This is a genomic window from Thermomonas sp. HDW16, assembly GCF_011302915.1.
In the GTDB taxonomy this organism is placed as follows: Bacteria; Pseudomonadota; Gammaproteobacteria; order Xanthomonadales; family Xanthomonadaceae; genus Thermomonas.
Genome location: NZ_CP049872.1, coordinates 2,309,055 through 2,324,871, shown reverse-complemented (window position 1 = coordinate 2,324,871; position 15,817 = coordinate 2,309,055). Strand labels below are relative to the sequence as shown.

Annotated in this window: 16 protein-coding genes; 7 read left to right on the top strand and 9 right to left on the bottom strand. The window is 65.3% G+C overall.

What is annotated here, in order from left to right; all coding sequences use genetic code 11:
- Positions 1-152 precede the first annotated feature (152 nt).
- Together hutI and G7079_RS13430 are read right to left on the bottom strand one after the other, a co-directional pair.
- The gene (gene hutI / locus G7079_RS10935; protein WP_240906175.1) at positions 153-1,373 is read right to left on the bottom strand and encodes an imidazolonepropionase; all 1,221 of its coding nucleotides are present in this window, start codon (positions 1,371-1,373) and stop codon (positions 153-155) included.
- Complete coding sequence (locus tag G7079_RS13430; RefSeq protein WP_240906174.1) at positions 1,370-2,701, bottom strand: chloride channel protein; 1,332 nt, start codon at positions 2,699-2,701, stop codon at positions 1,370-1,372. The genes hutI and G7079_RS13430 overlap by 4 nt, the downstream gene beginning before the upstream one ends.
- 49 nt (positions 2,702-2,750) lie before the next feature.
- Between G7079_RS13430 and G7079_RS10930 the strand changes: the two genes are divergently transcribed.
- Positions 2,751-3,986, top strand: a complete 1,236-nt coding sequence (locus G7079_RS10930) for a formimidoylglutamate deiminase (RefSeq protein ID WP_166057334.1) — start codon at positions 2,751-2,753, stop codon at positions 3,984-3,986.
- Between the two features lie 11 nt (positions 3,987-3,997).
- Here the strand turns inward: G7079_RS10930 and G7079_RS10925 are convergent, their stop codons facing one another.
- Together G7079_RS10925 and G7079_RS10920 are read right to left on the bottom strand one after the other, a co-directional pair.
- Positions 3,998-4,495 carry a methylated-DNA--[protein]-cysteine S-methyltransferase gene (locus G7079_RS10925; RefSeq protein WP_166057333.1) on the bottom strand — a complete coding sequence of 166 codons (498 nt, stop codon included), beginning with the start codon at positions 4,493-4,495 and terminating at the stop codon, positions 3,998-4,000.
- Positions 4,492-5,712, bottom strand: coding sequence for an ectonucleotide pyrophosphatase/phosphodiesterase (locus G7079_RS10920; RefSeq protein ID WP_166057332.1), 1,221 nt, complete (start codon positions 5,710-5,712; stop codon positions 4,492-4,494). The genes G7079_RS10925 and G7079_RS10920 overlap by 4 nt, the downstream gene beginning before the upstream one ends.
- Positions 5,713-5,816: 104 nt before the next feature.
- On the opposite strand from G7079_RS10920, the gene hutU reads away from it, so the two are divergent.
- The 3 genes from hutU to G7079_RS10905 all read left to right on the top strand — a co-directional run bounded on the left by hutU (position 5,817) and on the right by G7079_RS10905 (position 8,542).
- Positions 5,817-7,481 (top strand): urocanate hydratase, encoded by a 1,665-nt coding sequence (gene hutU / locus G7079_RS10915; RefSeq protein ID WP_166057331.1) that lies wholly within the window; start codon positions 5,817-5,819, stop codon positions 7,479-7,481.
- A 54-nt stretch (positions 7,482-7,535) separates the two neighbouring features.
- Positions 7,536-7,754: a polyprenyl synthetase gene (locus G7079_RS10910; protein ID WP_166057330.1), complete on the top strand. Its 219-nt coding sequence runs from the start codon at positions 7,536-7,538 to the stop codon at positions 7,752-7,754.
- Positions 7,755-7,879: 125 nt separating this feature from the next.
- Positions 7,880-8,542 carry a DsbA family oxidoreductase gene (locus G7079_RS10905; RefSeq protein ID WP_166057329.1) on the top strand — a complete coding sequence of 221 codons (663 nt, stop codon included), beginning with the start codon at positions 7,880-7,882 and terminating at the stop codon, positions 8,540-8,542.
- Between the two features lie 12 nt (positions 8,543-8,554).
- Here the strand turns inward: G7079_RS10905 and G7079_RS10900 are convergent, their stop codons facing one another.
- Positions 8,555-9,115 (bottom strand): mechanosensitive ion channel domain-containing protein, encoded by a 561-nt coding sequence (locus tag G7079_RS10900; protein ID WP_166057328.1) that lies wholly within the window; start codon positions 9,113-9,115, stop codon positions 8,555-8,557.
- A gap of 86 nt (positions 9,116-9,201) precedes the next feature.
- Between G7079_RS10900 and G7079_RS10895 the strand changes: the two genes are divergently transcribed.
- Positions 9,202-11,472 (top strand): FdhF/YdeP family oxidoreductase, encoded by a 2,271-nt coding sequence (locus G7079_RS10895; RefSeq protein WP_166057327.1) that lies wholly within the window; start codon positions 9,202-9,204, stop codon positions 11,470-11,472.
- Between the two features lie 3 nt (positions 11,473-11,475).
- On the opposite strand, the gene G7079_RS10890 is transcribed toward G7079_RS10895, so the two are convergent.
- Both G7079_RS10890 and G7079_RS10885 read right to left on the bottom strand, forming a co-directional pair.
- Positions 11,476-11,871, bottom strand: coding sequence for a DUF3037 domain-containing protein (locus tag G7079_RS10890; RefSeq protein WP_166057326.1), 396 nt, complete (start codon positions 11,869-11,871; stop codon positions 11,476-11,478).
- Entirely contained in the window at positions 11,858-12,625 is a 768-nt protein-coding gene (locus G7079_RS10885; RefSeq protein WP_166057325.1) for a HipA family kinase, read from the bottom strand. The genes G7079_RS10890 and G7079_RS10885 overlap by 14 nt, the downstream gene beginning before the upstream one ends.
- Positions 12,626-12,749: 124 nt before the next feature.
- Here G7079_RS10885 and G7079_RS10880 point away from each other — a divergent pair, with 124 nt between their 5' ends.
- Both G7079_RS10880 and G7079_RS10875 read left to right on the top strand, forming a co-directional pair.
- On the top strand, positions 12,750-13,391 hold the full coding sequence (locus G7079_RS10880; RefSeq protein ID WP_166057324.1) for a heme-binding beta-barrel domain-containing protein: 642 nt from the start codon (positions 12,750-12,752) through the stop codon (positions 13,389-13,391).
- 156 nt (positions 13,392-13,547) lie between these two features.
- Complete coding sequence (locus tag G7079_RS10875) at positions 13,548-14,645, top strand: MBL fold metallo-hydrolase (RefSeq protein ID WP_206203276.1); 1,098 nt, start codon at positions 13,548-13,550, stop codon at positions 14,643-14,645.
- Here the strand turns inward: G7079_RS10875 and G7079_RS10870 are convergent.
- Positions 14,631-15,311, bottom strand: a complete 681-nt coding sequence (locus tag G7079_RS10870) for an aquaporin (RefSeq protein ID WP_166057322.1) — start codon at positions 15,309-15,311, stop codon at positions 14,631-14,633. The two genes, G7079_RS10875 and G7079_RS10870, sit on opposite strands and share 15 nt — an antisense overlap.
- Positions 15,308-15,817 carry an arsenate reductase ArsC gene (locus tag G7079_RS10865; protein WP_240906173.1) on the bottom strand — a complete coding sequence of 170 codons (510 nt, stop codon included), beginning with the start codon at positions 15,815-15,817 and terminating at the stop codon, positions 15,308-15,310. Before G7079_RS10865 ends, G7079_RS10870 begins: the two co-directional genes overlap by 4 nt.

Sequence of the window (15,817 nt, the reverse complement as noted above, 5' to 3'; positions counted from 1 at the left end):
TATGGGTATCGACGATGATCGCGTCTTGCGCCAGCCGATCGGCGGCGTCCTGTGCCTGTGCGCTGGCCGCCAGCAGGGGCAGTGCGAGCGAGAGCGAAACGACGAGCAAGCGATGGCGCATGGCGTTCTCCGCGTTGGGTCGTGCAAGGCGATCAGGCGAGCCGGTGGCCACCGGCATACGTGGCTTGCAGCAGGCGTCCGCCCAACCAATAACAAAGCTCGGCGGGGCGTTGGATCTGCCACAGGGCGAAATCCGCACGCAGGCCGACGCGCAACACGCCGCGATCCGCAAGCCCCAATGCTTTCGCCGCGTTGACGGTGGCGCCGCGCAGGGCTTCTTCCGGGGTCAGCCTGAAATGCGTGCAGGCCAGTTGCATGGCCTGCCGCAGCGACAGCAGGGGCGAGGTGCCCGGGTTGCAGTCGGTGGCCACCGCCATCGGCACACCATGCGCACGCAGGGCATCGAGCGGCGGCAGTTTCGTTTCGCGCAATACATGGAAAGCGCCGGGCAGCAGCACCGCGACGGTGCCGTGTGCGGCCATCGCGCGCACGCCATCGTCGCCGGTGTATTCGATGTGGTCGGCGGACAGGCCATCGAAACTCGCCGATAGCGCTGCACCGCCAAGATCGCTGAGCTGGTCGGCATGCAGTTTCACCGGCAGACCGAGTGCACGAGCAGCTTCGAACACACGTCGCGTCTGCGCGGGCGTGAAGCCGATGCCTTCGCAGAACGCATCCACAGCATCCACCAGGCCTTCGGCATGCAGGCGCGGCATCCAGTCGATCACGGCATCGATATAGCGGTCGGCGTCGTCCTTGTATTCCGGCGGCAACGCGTGCGCGCCGAGATACGTGGTCTTGATCTCGATGCCGTGGCGTTCGCCGAGTGCGCGTGCAACGCGCAGCATCTTGCGTTCATTGTCGAAGTCCAGCCCGTAGCCGGATTTGATCTCCAGCGTGGTCACGCCATCGCGAATCAGTGCAGCAACGCGTGGTTCCGATTGTCGCAACAGCTCGTCTTCGCTTGCTGCACGCACCGCGCGCACGGTGGACAGGATGCCGCCGCCCGCGCGTGCGATCTCCCCATAACTCGCGCCCTGCAAGCGCAGCTCGAATTCCGCGGCACGGTCGCCAGTGAAGACCGCGTGGGTGTGGCAATCGACCAGTCCCGGGGTGATCAGCGCATCGGTTTCGATCACTTCGTCGGCCAGGTCTTCGATGTCGCCGGGCAGGGCATGGCGTGCGCCCGCATACGCGATGACGCCATCTCTCCAGCCCAGTGCGCCATCCTCGACCAAGCCATAGCCGGCATCTGCATCCAGCGTGGCCAGCGTGGCGCCCAGCAGCAGGCCATCGAAACGCGGTTGATTCACGTGGCGGACTCCACAGGTGTCGGTTTGGCGGGATTCGCGGGCAGCAAGCGTTGCGCCAGCGCCTTGTACACGGGAACACGGCAGACCAGTGCCGACGCCCCGCGCGCGATCAGCACCGTGGCCAGGATCGGCAACAACATGTCCTGGTTGTCGGTCATCTCCATCGAGATCACCGCCGAGGTGAGCGGCGCCTGGGTGACGCCGGTCAGGTAGCCGCACATGCCCAGCAACACGAATGCAGTGGCCGGCGCATGTGGCATCAGCATCGACAGGTTCTGGCCGAGACCGGCGCCGACCGCCAATGCCGGTGAGAACAATCCGCCGGGGATGCCGGCCACGTACGACACCAGGTTGGCGGCGAACTTGACCAAGCCGAATTCGCCGCTGACCAATGCATGGCCCTGCACCAGGCTGCGTGCCTGCTCGTAGCCGGTGCCGAACGCGCCATTGCCGAACGCGATGCCAAGACCCGCCAGGGTCAAGCCGCACAGGCCCGCCAACAGCACCGGATGCTGCCGGCGCAACGCGCCCAACCAACGTGGCTTGCCATCCATCGAGGCCAGCAACATGCGGCTGAACGCGCCGCCGACCAGTCCGCACACGGTGCCGCACAGCAATACTGCCAGCCATGCCTGGCGCAAGGGCAGTACCACGTTGACGCGGCCGAAATAGGTGTAGTTGCCGAGCAATGCCAGCGACACCACGCCACCGACGATCACCGCGGTCAGCAGGGTGCCGGAGAAGCGGTGCTCGAAGGCGCCGCCAAGTTCCTCGATGGCGAACACCACGCCGGCCAGCGGCGTGTTGAACGCCGCAGCGATGCCGGCGGCGCCGCCTGCCAGCAGGAATCGTCGTGCCTGGTAGTCGTCGTGGAAGCCGAAACGCCGGCCCAGCGCGTGCATGATGCCGGCGCCGACATGCACGGTGGGCCCCTCCCGTCCAATCGACGCGCCACCCAGCAGCCCGGCTACGGTCAGCGCCATCTTTGCCGCCGCGACCTTCATCGAAAGATGTCGTTGGCGTTCTTCGGCATTCATGCGCAAGCCGGCGATCACCTGCGGAATGCCGCTGCCGCGAGTTGCCTGCAACCCGCGCGAAGTGACCCAGGCCAGCAGGGCGAACATTGCCGGGGTGATCGCCAACGACCACCATGGCGATGCCGCGACCGCGCGATGGAACAGGCCGAAGGCGGAATCGCTGGCCTTGGCGAAGGCGATCGCCGCCAATGCCACCAGCACCGCGCCACCCCACAATACGGCGCGGCGTTTCCAGAGCTGGGCGGAGAGCAACCCGTCCAGGCCGGTTTCGGGATCGTGTTGCATCGGCATTGCGGCATTGTCGCATGCGGCACGTCAGTCGCTCGGGCAGAATGCGTGCATGCCTGAACCAGCAGCACCATATCGCACGCCACGCGGCTGGGCCCTGCCCGGCATCGCCAACCTGCATTCGCACGCCTTCCAGCGTGCGATGGCCGGCATGGCCGAACGCCAGACCGATCCCGCCGATTCGTTCTGGACCTGGCGCGAAACCATGTACGGCATGGCCGCGCGCTTCGACCCCGAATTGCTGCACGCGGTGGCTTCGCAGCTGTACGTGGAAATGCTGGAAGCCGGCTACACCACGGTCTGCGAATTCCATTACCTGCACCATGCGCCGGATGGCCGGCCGTACGCGGATCACGCGGCGATGTCTCGCGCATTGCTGCGCGCCGCGCGCGATACCGGCATCCGCATCACCCTGTTGCCCGTGCTGTACATGAGCGGCGGTTTCGATGGGCGGCCATTGTCCGAACGCCAGCGCCGCTTCGGCCACGAGGTCGAGGCCTACCTGCGCCTGCTCGACACTCTGCGCGACGACGAAGGCGAAAGCGTGCGCATCGGCTGCGCGCTGCACAGCCTGCGCGCAGTGCCGGAAGTTGCAATGCGCGAAGTGCTGGCGGGATTGCCGGACGATGCGCGCATCCATATCCATATCGCCGAACAAACGGCAGAAGTGGACGAATGCGTGGCCGTGCGTGGCGCGCGGCCGGTGCAGTGGCTGCTGGACAATGCGCCGGTCGATGCGCACTGGACTCTGGTGCACGCCACCCATCTGGACGATGCCGAAGTGCAGGGCATCGCCCGCAGCGGCGCAACGGCGGCGATTTGCACGACGACCGAAGCGAACCTGGGCGATGGCCTGTTCCCGCTACGCGATTACCTGGATGCCGGCGGCCGTTGGGGCGTGGGCTCGGATTCGCATATCTCGGTATCGCCGGTGGAGGAATTGCGCTGGCTGGAATACGGGCAGCGCTTGTTCGCACGCCGTCGCAATATCGCGTCCAGCATGCGCGTGCCGAGTGTTGGCGTGACTCTGCTGGATGGGGCGCTGGCAAGCGCGGCGGACAGCACCGGTTTCGCGGCGGATGACCGCATCGTGCTGGATGCGGATGCGCCGATCCTGGCCGGTGCGGTCGAGGCGGACGTGGTGGATCGCTGGATCTTCAGCGGCAACGCGAACGTGGTGCGCGATGTCGAAGTCGCAGGCACGCGCGTGGTGGAGGATGGCCGGCATCGCAACCGTGACGCGATTGCCGCGCGCTATCGCGCCGCGATGAAGGACTTGCTGGCCTAGAACGCCGTTCCTTAGAAGAGCCCGCCTTGTTCGCCCGGCAGCGCGCCTTCCAGCCGCAGCAGGAATTGCTTGGTCGGCAGGCCGCCGCCGAAACCGGTGAGCGATCCATCCGCACCGATCACCCGATGGCAGGGCAGCACGATGGGCAGCGGGTTGCGCCCATTCGCCGCGCCGACCGCGCGCATCGCGCTGGCATTGCCAACGCGTTGCGCGAGTTGCGCATAGCTGATCGTGACGCCGTAGGGAATCCGCGCCAGTTCCTGCCACACCACGCGCTGGAAGTCGGTGCCCTGCGGCGCCAACAGCAGGTCGAAATCGCGGCGTTCGCCATCGAAATATTCGCGCAGTTGCGCTTCAGTGGCGTTGAGGATGTCGTTGTCGCCGCCATGCCAATCGCTGCGGTCGGCAGGGTGGCGGTTGTCGCGGAATTCGATATGGCGCAGGCCGCTCTCGTCCGCCGCCAGCATCAGTGGGCCGACCGGGCTGTCGATGCGCCGGCAGAAGATCATCGTGCGTCTCGCAAGGCGGGACGCAGCGGCGCGAGATCGCCATCGTTGGTTGCCGGGGCGATGCCCAGCAGATGCGTCAGCAACGGATACACGTCGACATTGTCGAATGCAGGCAGGCGGGTGCCGCCACGGAACGACGGGCCGATGGCCGTGAACACCGCGCGCATTCCGGGATCTTCCGGCGCGAAGCCGTGTTCGCCCTTGAGCGCCGGTTGCGCGGGCCAGCGATGCAGCCACACGCGCCAGCCGTCGTCCGCTTGGCAGACGATGGGCGGGATACGCGGGTTGCTGCCGAAATGCCAGCGCTGCGGCGTTTCGCCTTTGCGCCAGCACTGGAAATGGTCGTGGCGACGGACCAGCGTCCGCTCGACCTCGGCTTCATACCCGGGCTGTGCCGTCAATCCGACGACCTGGCCGGCGTATTCGACACTGATCGCATCGGCCGGCACCAGGTCATCGAGATAGCGGATGTTCTCGCCACGCACATCGGCCATGCCGTGGTCGGATAGCACGATCAGGTCGACCTGATTGTCGAGTCCGCGTGCGTGCAGGCCATCGCGCAGCCGCTCAAGCCCGGCATCGATGTCGGCAAGCGCCTGCATTGCCTGCGACGAATGCATGCCTGCCGCGTGCGCCGCCACATCGAACTGCTCCATGTACAACGTGACCAGCCGCGGTCGTTGCGCCGGCGGCAAATCCAGCCACGCCAGCACTTGATCCACTCGCGCCTGCACCGAGAGGGTGCCGTCGAACGGTCTCCAGAAACGCGGCCGCTGCCCGGCGATTTCCGCTTCCGATCCCGGCCAGAACATCGTGGCTGCAATCCCGCCCTGCCGCTGCAGCGTGGCCCAGATCGGCTCGCCGCCCCACCAGCGGCCATCGCGCGCGCTGGCCTCTTTCGACACGAACTTGCCGAGCAACGCGTCCTGCATGTTGTTATGGACGATGCCGTGGCGATCCGGGCGCAGGCCGGTGGCCAGCGTGTAATGGTTCGGGAAAGTCAGCGTGGGATAGCTGGGGTTGAGCCAGTCCGCACGCACGCCTTCGCTGGCGATGGCATCGAGGGCCGGCATGCGACCGCTGCCGACCGTATCGGCCGGAAGTCCATCGATCGAGACCAACAGTACGGTGGGTGCTGCCTGCGTCGCGTCGGGGCGATGCGCGCACCCGGCGACAGCCAGCAGGAGAAGAGCGAAGAAGCTGCGTAGCAATGGCATCGGCCGATGATACCCAAGCATCGCCGCCATCATCGAACCGTACCGTCGAGTCGGGTCGTGGCCGGATGCGATAATCGCGGCTTCGCTTGCAGGAGCCGTCCTCGATGTCCAGCCGCCACGATCCGTCCCGCTCGATCCGCGCACCGCGCGGCAACCAGCTCAACTGCCGTTCGTGGCTGACCGAAGCCCCGTTCCGCATGCTGCAGAACAACCTGGACGCGGAAGTGGCGGAAGACCCGACCTCGCTGGTGGTGTACGGCGGCATCGGCCGCGCCGCACGCGACTGGGCCAGCTACGACAAGATCCTGGAAACCCTGAAAACCCTAGGCGATGACGAAACCCTGCTGGTGCAATCCGGCAAGCCAGTCGGCGTGTTCCCGACGCATGCCGATGCGCCGCGCGTGTTGATCGCCAATTCCAACCTGGTGCCGCACTGGGCGACGTGGGAACACTTCAACGAGCTCGATAAGAAGGGCCTGATGATGTACGGCCAGATGACTGCGGGCAGTTGGATCTATATCGGCAGCCAGGGCATCGTGCAGGGCACCTACGAGACCTTCGTGGAAATGGGCCGCCAGCATTACGGCGGCAGCCTCAAGGGCAAATGGATTCTGACGGCCGGTCTTGGCGGCATGGGCGGCGCGCAGCCGCTGGCGGCATCGCTGGCCGGCGCGTGTTCGCTCAACATCGAATGCCGCCAGACCAGTATCGATTTCCGCCTGCGCACGCGCTATGTGGATGAGCAGGCGACCGACATCGATGACGCCCTCGCGCGCATCGAGAAATACACCAAGGCTGGTGAAGCGAAATCCATCGCGTTGCTCGGCAACGCCGCCGAAATCCTGCCGGAGCTGGTGCGGCGCGGCGTGCGCCCGGATTGCGTGACCGACCAGACCAGCGCGCACGATCCAGTGCACGGCTACCTGCCGATCGGCTGGACGGTGGAGCAGTGGCTCACCGAACAGAAGCAGCATCCGGAGAAAGTGCGCGACGCCGCGAAGAAGTCGATGCGCGTGCACGTGGAGGCGATGCTGGCCTTCCATGCCGTCGGCATCCCCACCGTCGATTACGGCAACAACATCCGCCAGATGGCGAAGGACGAAGGCTGCGAAAACGCCTTCGATTTCCCCGGTTTCGTGCCGGCCTACGTGCGCCCACTGTTCTGCCGCGGCGTGGGTCCGTTCCGCTGGGTTGCGCTCAGCGGCGATCCTGAAGACATCTACAAGACCGACGCCAAGGTCAAGGAACTGATCCCGGACGATGCGCACCTGCACAACTGGCTGGACATGGCGCGCGAGCGCATCAGCTTCCAGGGCCTGCCGGCACGCATCTGCTGGGTTGGACTGGGCCTGCGCCACAAGCTGGGCCTGGCCTTCAATGAAATGGTGCGCAATGGCGAACTGAAGGCGCCGGTGGTGATCGGCCGCGATCATCTCGATAGCGGTTCAGTCGCATCGCCCAATCGCGAAACCGAGTCGATGATGGATGGCAGCGATGCCGTGTCTGATTGGCCGCTGCTCAACGCCATGCTCAACGTCGCAGGCGGCGCGACCTGGGTCAGCCTGCACCACGGTGGCGGCGTCGGCATGGGCTATTCGCAGCACAGCGGCGTGGTAATCGTGTGCGATGGCACGGAAGAAGCCGACAAGCGCATCGCCCGCGTGCTGTGGAACGACCCGGGCACCGGCGTGATGCGGCACGCGGATGCCGGGTATGAGATCGCGAAGGATTGCGCGAAGGAGCAGGGGCTCAAGCTGCCGATGCTGTGAGCCGCTGCAGGCACAAGGCGCACAATGCAAGGCCAACACCCATTCGGACATGCCATGGACGCTGAAGCGCTGATCAAGGCCGCCCTGCGCGAAGCCGGCTACGGCCCGGATACCATCGGCTCGGCCTTGCCGCGGATCATGCGCATCCTGCAGGCGGAGGACGTGCGCATTGAAATGGGCCGCGCTCTGTCCCGCAAGGAACGCGAGCACGTGCGCTTGCAGCTGGAGCTCGGGTTTGATGTGTCGGAAGTCGTGGCGGGTTTGAAGGCCTGAACAATGCAGCGGAAGCAAAGGCTCAAGCAGCCGATGCCGTGACGCTGATGGCACGCAGTGTTGCGTGACTTGAAACGAATGGCTTGCGCCGGCACATAAGCGGTATTACCCACTGGATTCCTGTCATGGCTACTGCCCCCGTTCCGCTGCGTATCGATTTCGTCTCCGACGTGGTTTGTCCATGGTGCGCGATCGGGCTGACTTCGCTGGAGCAAGCACTGCAACGATTGCAGGGGCAGGTGGCGGCGGACATCCACTTCCAGCCATTCGAGCTGAACCCGCAAATGGCGGCGGAAGGCGAAGACATCCGCGAACACCTGCAGCGCAAGTACGGCATGCCGGATGCGCAGTTGGACGAAAACCAGGAGCGCATTCGCCAGCGCGGCGCGGAGCTTGGGTTCGACTTCGATTTCAATGCGCGCAGCCGCACCTGGAACACGTTCGATGCGCATCGCCTGCTGCATTGGGCTGGCATCGAGGGCAAGCAGCGGGAGTTGAAGCATGCCCTGCTGCGCGCTTATTTCAGCGAGGGCAAGAATGTTTCCGACCGCGACACGCTGGTCGCCGTTGCAGCAAGCGTGGGGCTGGATTCGGAGCGCGTACGTGCCATCCTGGCCTCGGGCGAATACGCTGCGGATGTGCGTGCGGCCGAGGAATTTTTCCGTCGCAACGGTATCAATGGCGTGCCGGCGGTCATCATCGACCAGAAGCACCTGATCTCCGGCGGGCAGCCCGTGGAAGTGTTCGAGCGCGCGTTGCGGGAGATCGCGACGAGCAAGCCGGGCTGATCGCGCGACGGGTTACTTCGCGCCGGTGGCGTTTTCCTGGGAGATGCGGGCAATCGCGCTGGTCATGATCACGCTGTTGGGCACGACGATCTCGTTGCCGTCGGCATCGACCAGCAGGGTGAAGCCCAGCGAGATCAGGTGCACGCGTGCGGTGATCAGGCCAACCGGGGTGTAAAGCTTGATGGTTTCACCTTCGCGGATCGCCCCGGACATCACCAGCGAGAAACCGGCGATCAGGTTGCCCAGGGTGTCCTGCGCGGCCAGCCCGCCCACCACGGAGAGGACGCCGGCACCGGCGAGCAGCGCGGTGCCGACGGAACGCAGCTGCGGGATCAGGTGCGCGTACAGCACCAGCGCCAACAGATAGACCGCCAGCTGGATGAGCAGGCTGACGAAGCGCAGCACGGTCACGTCAGACATCCGCTTTTCAAGGCGTCGGGTGAAGCGGCGGATCAACACAACGACAATCGTTGCGATGGCGAAGGCGGCTGCGGCCAGCACCAGTGCGCCGGTAAGCGTGTTGGGGTCGAGCAGGTGGGTGAGCCCGGCGGGTGGCGTTTGCATTTTGTCCATTCGCGCAGGTTAGCGAAAACGCGGGGCTGTGGCAGCGCCCGGCATCGGAGTAAAGTCGTGCCATCGACCCGCGATGGAGTGCTGGCATGGGCAACGGCAAGACACCCTATTACAAGGCTTACAACGCGCCGGCCGGCGGTTGGGGCGCAGCGGCGGCCACCGCCAAGGTGCTGATGCAGCAAAGCGTGATCGTGAAGGGCTCCGAAGCGCTGCTGAAGATGAACAAGCCCGGCGGCTTCAAATGCCCGAGCTGTGCGTTTCCGGACCAGGCCTGCGAAAAGCTGTTCGATTTCTGCGAAAACGGCGCCAAGGCGCTGGCGCACGAAGCCACCAAGTTCCGCGTCACCCGCGAGTTCTTCGCCGAGCACTCCGTCACCGAGCTGATGGAACAGTCGGATTACTGGCTGGAAATGCAGGGCCGGTTGACCGAACCGATGCGCTATGACGCCGCGACCGACCATTACGTGCCCTGCAGCTGGGACGACGCGTTTGCGTTGATCGGCAAGCACCTGCGCGGGCTGGAAAGCCCGCACCAGGCCGAGTTCTACACCTCCGGCCGCACGCCGAACGAAGCGGCCTTCCTGTATTCGATCTTCGTTCGCGAATTCGGCACCAACAATTTCCCGGACTGCTCCAACATGTGCCACGAGCCGACCAGTCGCGGCCTGCCGCCGGCGATCGGGGTAGGCAAGGGCACGGTGGTGCTGGAGGATTTCGACCACGCCGAGGCGATCTTCGTCATCGGCCAGAACACCGGCACCAATTCGCCGCGGATGATGACCAACCTGGTCGAAGCGCGGAAACGCGGCATCCCCATCGTGGCGGTGAACCCGATGCCGGAGCGCGCGCTGATCCGCTTCACCGAGCCGCAGGACATCCTGCAGATGGCGACCTTCGGCTCGACCAAGGTCTCCAGCGAATTCGTCCACATCAAGATCGGCGGCGACCTGGCCTTCATCAAGGGCATCATGAAGGTGATGTTCGAGCGCGAAGCCGCTGGCGAAACCGTGCTCGACCACGAGTTCATCCGCGAACACACCGTCGGTATCGAGGCCATCCGCGAAGACGCGCTCGCCCAGGACTGGGCGGAGATCGTGGAAGTGTCCGGCTTGGCGGAAGAACAGATCCGCCGCTGCGCGGAAATCTACATCCGCTCCAACGCCACCATCATCTGCTACGGCATGGGCCTGACCCAGCACCAGCTGGGGTCGCAGTTGTTGCAGCAGGTGGCCAGCTTGCTGCTGCTGAAGGGCAATTACGGCAAGCCGGGTGCCGGCATCAGCCCGATCCGCGGCCACTCCAATGTGCAGGGCGACCGCACGGTGGGCATCGATGAACGCCCGTCGCCGGAATACCTGGATCGCGTGCGCGAGGTGTTCGGTTTCGAGCCGCCGCGCGACTGGGGTCACCACACGGTGGAAAGCGTGGAGGCGATGCTGGACGGCAGCGCCAAGGTATTCATCGGCATGGGCGGCAATTTCGTGCGTGCGGTGCCGGATACCGAACGTTCCTACGCGGCGATGCGCAAGCTCGACCTGACCGTGGGCATCGCCACCAAGCTCAATCGCGGGCACATGGTGCACGGCAAGGATGCGCTCATCCTGCCGGTAGTGGCGCGCTCGGAGCGGTTTATCACGGGGCTGGGCGAACAGTTCGTGACCATCGAGGATTCGATGTCGAACGTCAGCGCTTCACGCGGGGTGCTGGAACCGGCCAGCCCGGACCTGATGCCGGAGGTGGAGATCGTCTGCCGCATGGCGATGGCCGCGTTGCCGGACAGCAAGACCGACTGGGCGCGTTACGCCGACGACTACGCAGCGATCCGCGACAAGATCGCCGAGGTGTATCCGGAGATCTACGAAGGCTTCAACCAGAAGATCCAGGCGCCGAATGGCTTCCACCTGGACGTGGCACCGCGTCGCCTCGTGTGGAAGACGCCGAATGGCAAGGCGAATTTCCTGCCGTTGCCGGGCCTGCACGTGAACGCCGTGGTGGACGACCCAGCGATGCTGCGATTGGCCACGGTGCGTTCGCACGACCAGTTCAATACCACCATCTACAGCTACAACGACCGCTATCGCGGCGTGTACAACGACCGCATGGTGTTGTTCATGAACGCGCAGGACATCGCGGATCGCGGTTTGGTCGAAGGACAGAAAGTGGCGCTGGAGACCATCAGTACGGACGGCATCCCGCGTCGTGTCGAAGGCCTGAGCGTGCTGGACTACCCGATGCCGCGCGGCGCGATTGCCGGCTATTACCCGGAGCTCAATCCGCTGATCCCGCTGGACTACTACGACAAGACCAGCGGCACGCCGGCGGCGAAATCGGTGCCCGTGCGGGTGGTCGCGGCCTGACGCTTATGCGGTAGGCGGCAGCACCATCTGCGCCAGCAGGCGTTCGATGGCGATGGCCGGCTCCGTGCATTGCCCGCTGTGGATCGGCGAGGTCTGGATGATCGAACTGCGCGTCGCGGTGAGCCAGTGGAAGCGCGCGCGCAGCGGCAGCTGGCCGATGGGGCCGGAGCCGGGCGCGCCGCTGCAGATCGCCGGAAAGGCCTGCAAATGTCGCTGGATGGTTTCGATGTCGGCGGCGGGATCCAGCGCCAGGACGCGCGCAGCATCCAGGTGGATGCGCGCTTCCAGGAACGCCGGCCGCTGCCGCGACAGCAGGATGCCGGCATTGACGAATTCGCCGCGCTCGACCCGTGGTACCACACGGATCACCGCGTAATCGTAGGTTTCAAGCGCGTGCATTGATCGCCTCCTGCACGAAGCCCTGGCGCTGCGCGACGCGGCGGATCAGGTAATCCAGATAGGCCTGCCGATGCGCATCGGGATCGGCCAGCAGCTCTTCGCCGCCGAGCCACTCATTTGGCAATTGCATCACGATGTCGCGCAACACGTCATCGCCAAGGCGCGCAGCGCAGTCGGCATCGACCGCTTCGATCCGGTCGGCGTACGGCAGCAGCACATGGTCACGGATCAGCGGAAAACGGCTGGCCGGATCGGCATCCCGCCCATCCCAGCCGTGGTGGAAATACAGGGCAGCGCCGTGGTCGATCAGCCACAACTTGCGATGCCACATCAGCATGTTGGCATTGCGCGCGGTGCGGTCGACATTGGAGAGGAAGGCATCCAGCCAGACGATGCGCGAGGCCAGTTCGCCATCCACGACATCGACCGCCGGATCGAAAGTGACCGCGCCCGGCAGATAGTCCAGCGCCAGGTTCAGGCCGGCGCTGGCGCGGATCAGGTCCTGGATCTCCGGGTCGCCCTCGGTGCTGGCCAGGATCGGGTCCAGCGTGGCTGCGACGATTTCCGGCATCGGCAATCCCAACGCGCGCGCCACTTCGCCGCCGATCCACTCGGCCACCAGCGCACGCGCGCCTTGGCCCGCACCACGGAACTTGAGCACGTACAGGCCCAGGTCGTCGCCTTCCACCACGGCCGGCAGCGAGCCGCCCTCGCGCAGCGGAGTGACATAGCGATGGACGGCGATTTGGCGCACGCGGCGGTGTATCCCGGTTTCGATGCCGGCCAGTCTAGCGTCCGCGTGGAAAAGTACGCAGGGTTGCCGAGCGCGCGCCGATCAATCAAGGTTCGCGTATCCGCACAACGAGTGGCGCAGACCGATGTCCAAGTTCCCCAAGCACCTGTTCGATGAGCCCGATCCCGATCCGCATACCCTGGACAACCTCGGCCCGCTGCGACCGCTGGCGGGCATCTGGGAGAACGACCAGGGCGAGGACGTGAAGCCCACCGCTGATGGCGCGGAGAGCCAGCGCTACATCGAGCGCTTCGAGCTGCAGCCGATCGATCCGCAGACCAATGGCCCGCAGCTGTTCTACGGCCTGCGTTACCACACCCGCATCGTCAAACCGGGCGAAGTGGACATGTATCACGAGCAGGTGGGCTTCTGGCTGTGGGAGCCGGCCACCGGCTGCATCCTGCAGAGCCTGACCATCCCGCGCGGGCAGATCGCGCTGGCCAAGGGGCAGGCCGCCGCCGATGCGCGCAGCTTCAGCCTGGACGCCGAACGCGGCAGTACCGAGAACGGCATATGCTCGAACATTTTCCTCGAAGAAAATTTCCGCACCGAGCGTTTCAGCATCACCGTGACCGTGAATGACGACGACACCTGGAGCTACGACGAGACCACGGTGTTGATGATCAAGGGTGTGCCCGAGCCGTTCATGCACACCGACCGCCACACTTTGCGGCGGGTCGCGCAGCCCACGCCGAACCCGATGGCGATTGCCGCGGACAAGGGCTGAGCGAAACAGCCACCACAACCCTGCGTTAATCCCGCGCACAGGCGTTCCGGTGGGGGCTTGCCTGCTGCCGATCCATCCCCACGTCTTCTCCAAGCCAAAGCAACTGCCTACATGCCTGACATCGACTCCACCCCGAAGCCGAACCGCCAGCGCAGGTTGCCCAGGTTGCTGCTCATCCCCCTTTTGCTTGGATTCATCGCCTTGACCGCTTCCCAATGCCTGCGTGCGCCGCTCGGCGACTACGCGGAATCGAAACAATTCACCGACGGCCAGTTCCGCAACAGCACGCCCAAGCCCGCCACCACCGCGGAACCGGGCGCGTCCACGATGTGGGATTTCTTCTTCAACAAACCGAAGAACACCGAGCCGCATGCGCCGATCCCGGTGCATAAGCTCTCACGCGCGGAGCTCGATGCCGCGCCGGATCGCAGCCTGTATCGCCTCGGCCATTCGACCATCCTGATCAAGCTGCGCGGCAAGTGGTGGCTTACCGATCCGGTGTTCGCCAAGCGTGCTTCGCCGGTGCAATGGTTCGGCCCGAAGCGCTTCCACGCGCCGCCGATCGCGCTGGACGAATTGCCGCCGATCCGTGGCGTGCTGCTCTCGCACGACCATTACGATCACCTCGACAAGGCCGCGATCAAGGCACTCGCCAGCAAGACCAGCCTGTTCCTCACCCCGCTCGGCGTGGGCGACCGCCTGATCGATTGGGGCGTGCCGCGCGACAAGGTGCGTCAGTTCGACTGGTGGCAGGGCATCGGCATCGACGGCGTGCAGTTCACCTTCGCGCCGACCCAGCATTTCTCCGGGCGCGGCCTGCGTGACGGCAACCGCACGCTGTGGGGTTCGTGGGTGATCGTGGACGGCGACAAGCGCGTCTATTTCAGCGGCGACAGCGGCTACTTCGACGGCTTCGCCGAGATCGGCCGCCGCTTCGGCCCGTTCGACCTTACCCTGATGGAAACCGGCGCCTACAACACGCAATGGCCGTATGTGCACATGCAGCCGGAGCAGACCATGCAGGCGCACCTCGACCTGCGCGGCGGTTGGCTGCTGCCGATCCACAACGGCACCTTCGATCTTGCGATGCATGCCTGGAACGAGCCGTTTGAGCGCGTACTGGCGCTGGGCAGCGAGCGTGGCGTGAATATCGCCACGCCGATCATGGGCGAGCGCATCGACATCAATGCGCCGCATGCGGGTGAACGCTGGTGGCGTTCGGTGGTCGCCGCCGAAGGATCAGTCGCGCGCTGACACAGGCTCTTTGCGTCCGAGTAGCACGCTTGCGATGCCGATGGCCGCAAGCGTGCCCGCAAGTTGTGCGATCACGAAGCCGCCCACGTCCTGCGGGCGGATGCCGGCGAACGTATGTGTGAACGCACGCGCGATGGTCACTGCCGGATTGGCGAACGAGGTGCTGGCGGTAAACCAGTAGGCGGCGAAGATGTAGCTGGCCACCAACGCCGGAATGGCGTTCGGGCGATGGCGCAGGCCCAGCAGGGTGGTCAACATCAGCCCGCAGGTCGCCACGCCTTCGCTCAGCCATTGCGCGCCGCCGGTACGCGCGTGCGTGCCGGGTTGCAGCAAGGATTGATCGAACATCGCATGCGCCAGCAACACGCCGGCAATCGCGGCGATGACCTGCACGGCGATATAGGCGGCCGCATCGCGCGATGTCATTTCACCTCGCATGCGCATCGCCAGCGTCACCGCCGGATTGAAATGCGCGCCGGAGATCGGCCCGAGCACCGCGATCAGCACGTACAGGATGCCGGCAGTGGCCGCAGCATTCGCCAGCAACGCGATGCCGTCGTTGCCGGCCGAAAGCGCCACGCCCATGATCCCGGAGCCGACCACGGTGGTCAGCAGCAACAGGGTGCCAAGCGCTTCGGCCAGCAGGCGACGGTGCAGCGCGATCATCCTGCGGTACCGATCTGGCGCAGCTCGCGTTGCAGCGAAAGCGTGTCCAGCTTATCCATCGGCAGCGACAGGAACAGCCGCAGGCGATGGGCGATGGCTTGCGCGGTCTTCGCGAACGCGAGGCGCTTGGTTTCATCGTCACCTTCCACATGCGAAGGATCGGCGAAGCCCCAATGCGCGGTCATCGGCGTGCCGGGCCAATACGGACAGGCTTCGCCTGCCGCGCTGTCGCAGACGGTGATGACGAAATCCATCTTCGGTGCATTTTCACCGGCGAACACGTCCCAGCTCTTACTGGACATGCCGCTGGTGTCGCAACCGAGCTGCTGAAGGGTTTCGATGGCGAGCGGATTGACCCGGCCCATCGGCTGGCTGCCGGCGCTGTAACCCTTGAAGCGACCGTTCGAGAGGTGGTTGACCAGGCCTTCGGCAAGGATGCTCCGTGCGCTGTTGCCGGTGCAGAGGAACAGGATGTTGTAGGGCGGCGTGTTCATGGCGATCGTCAT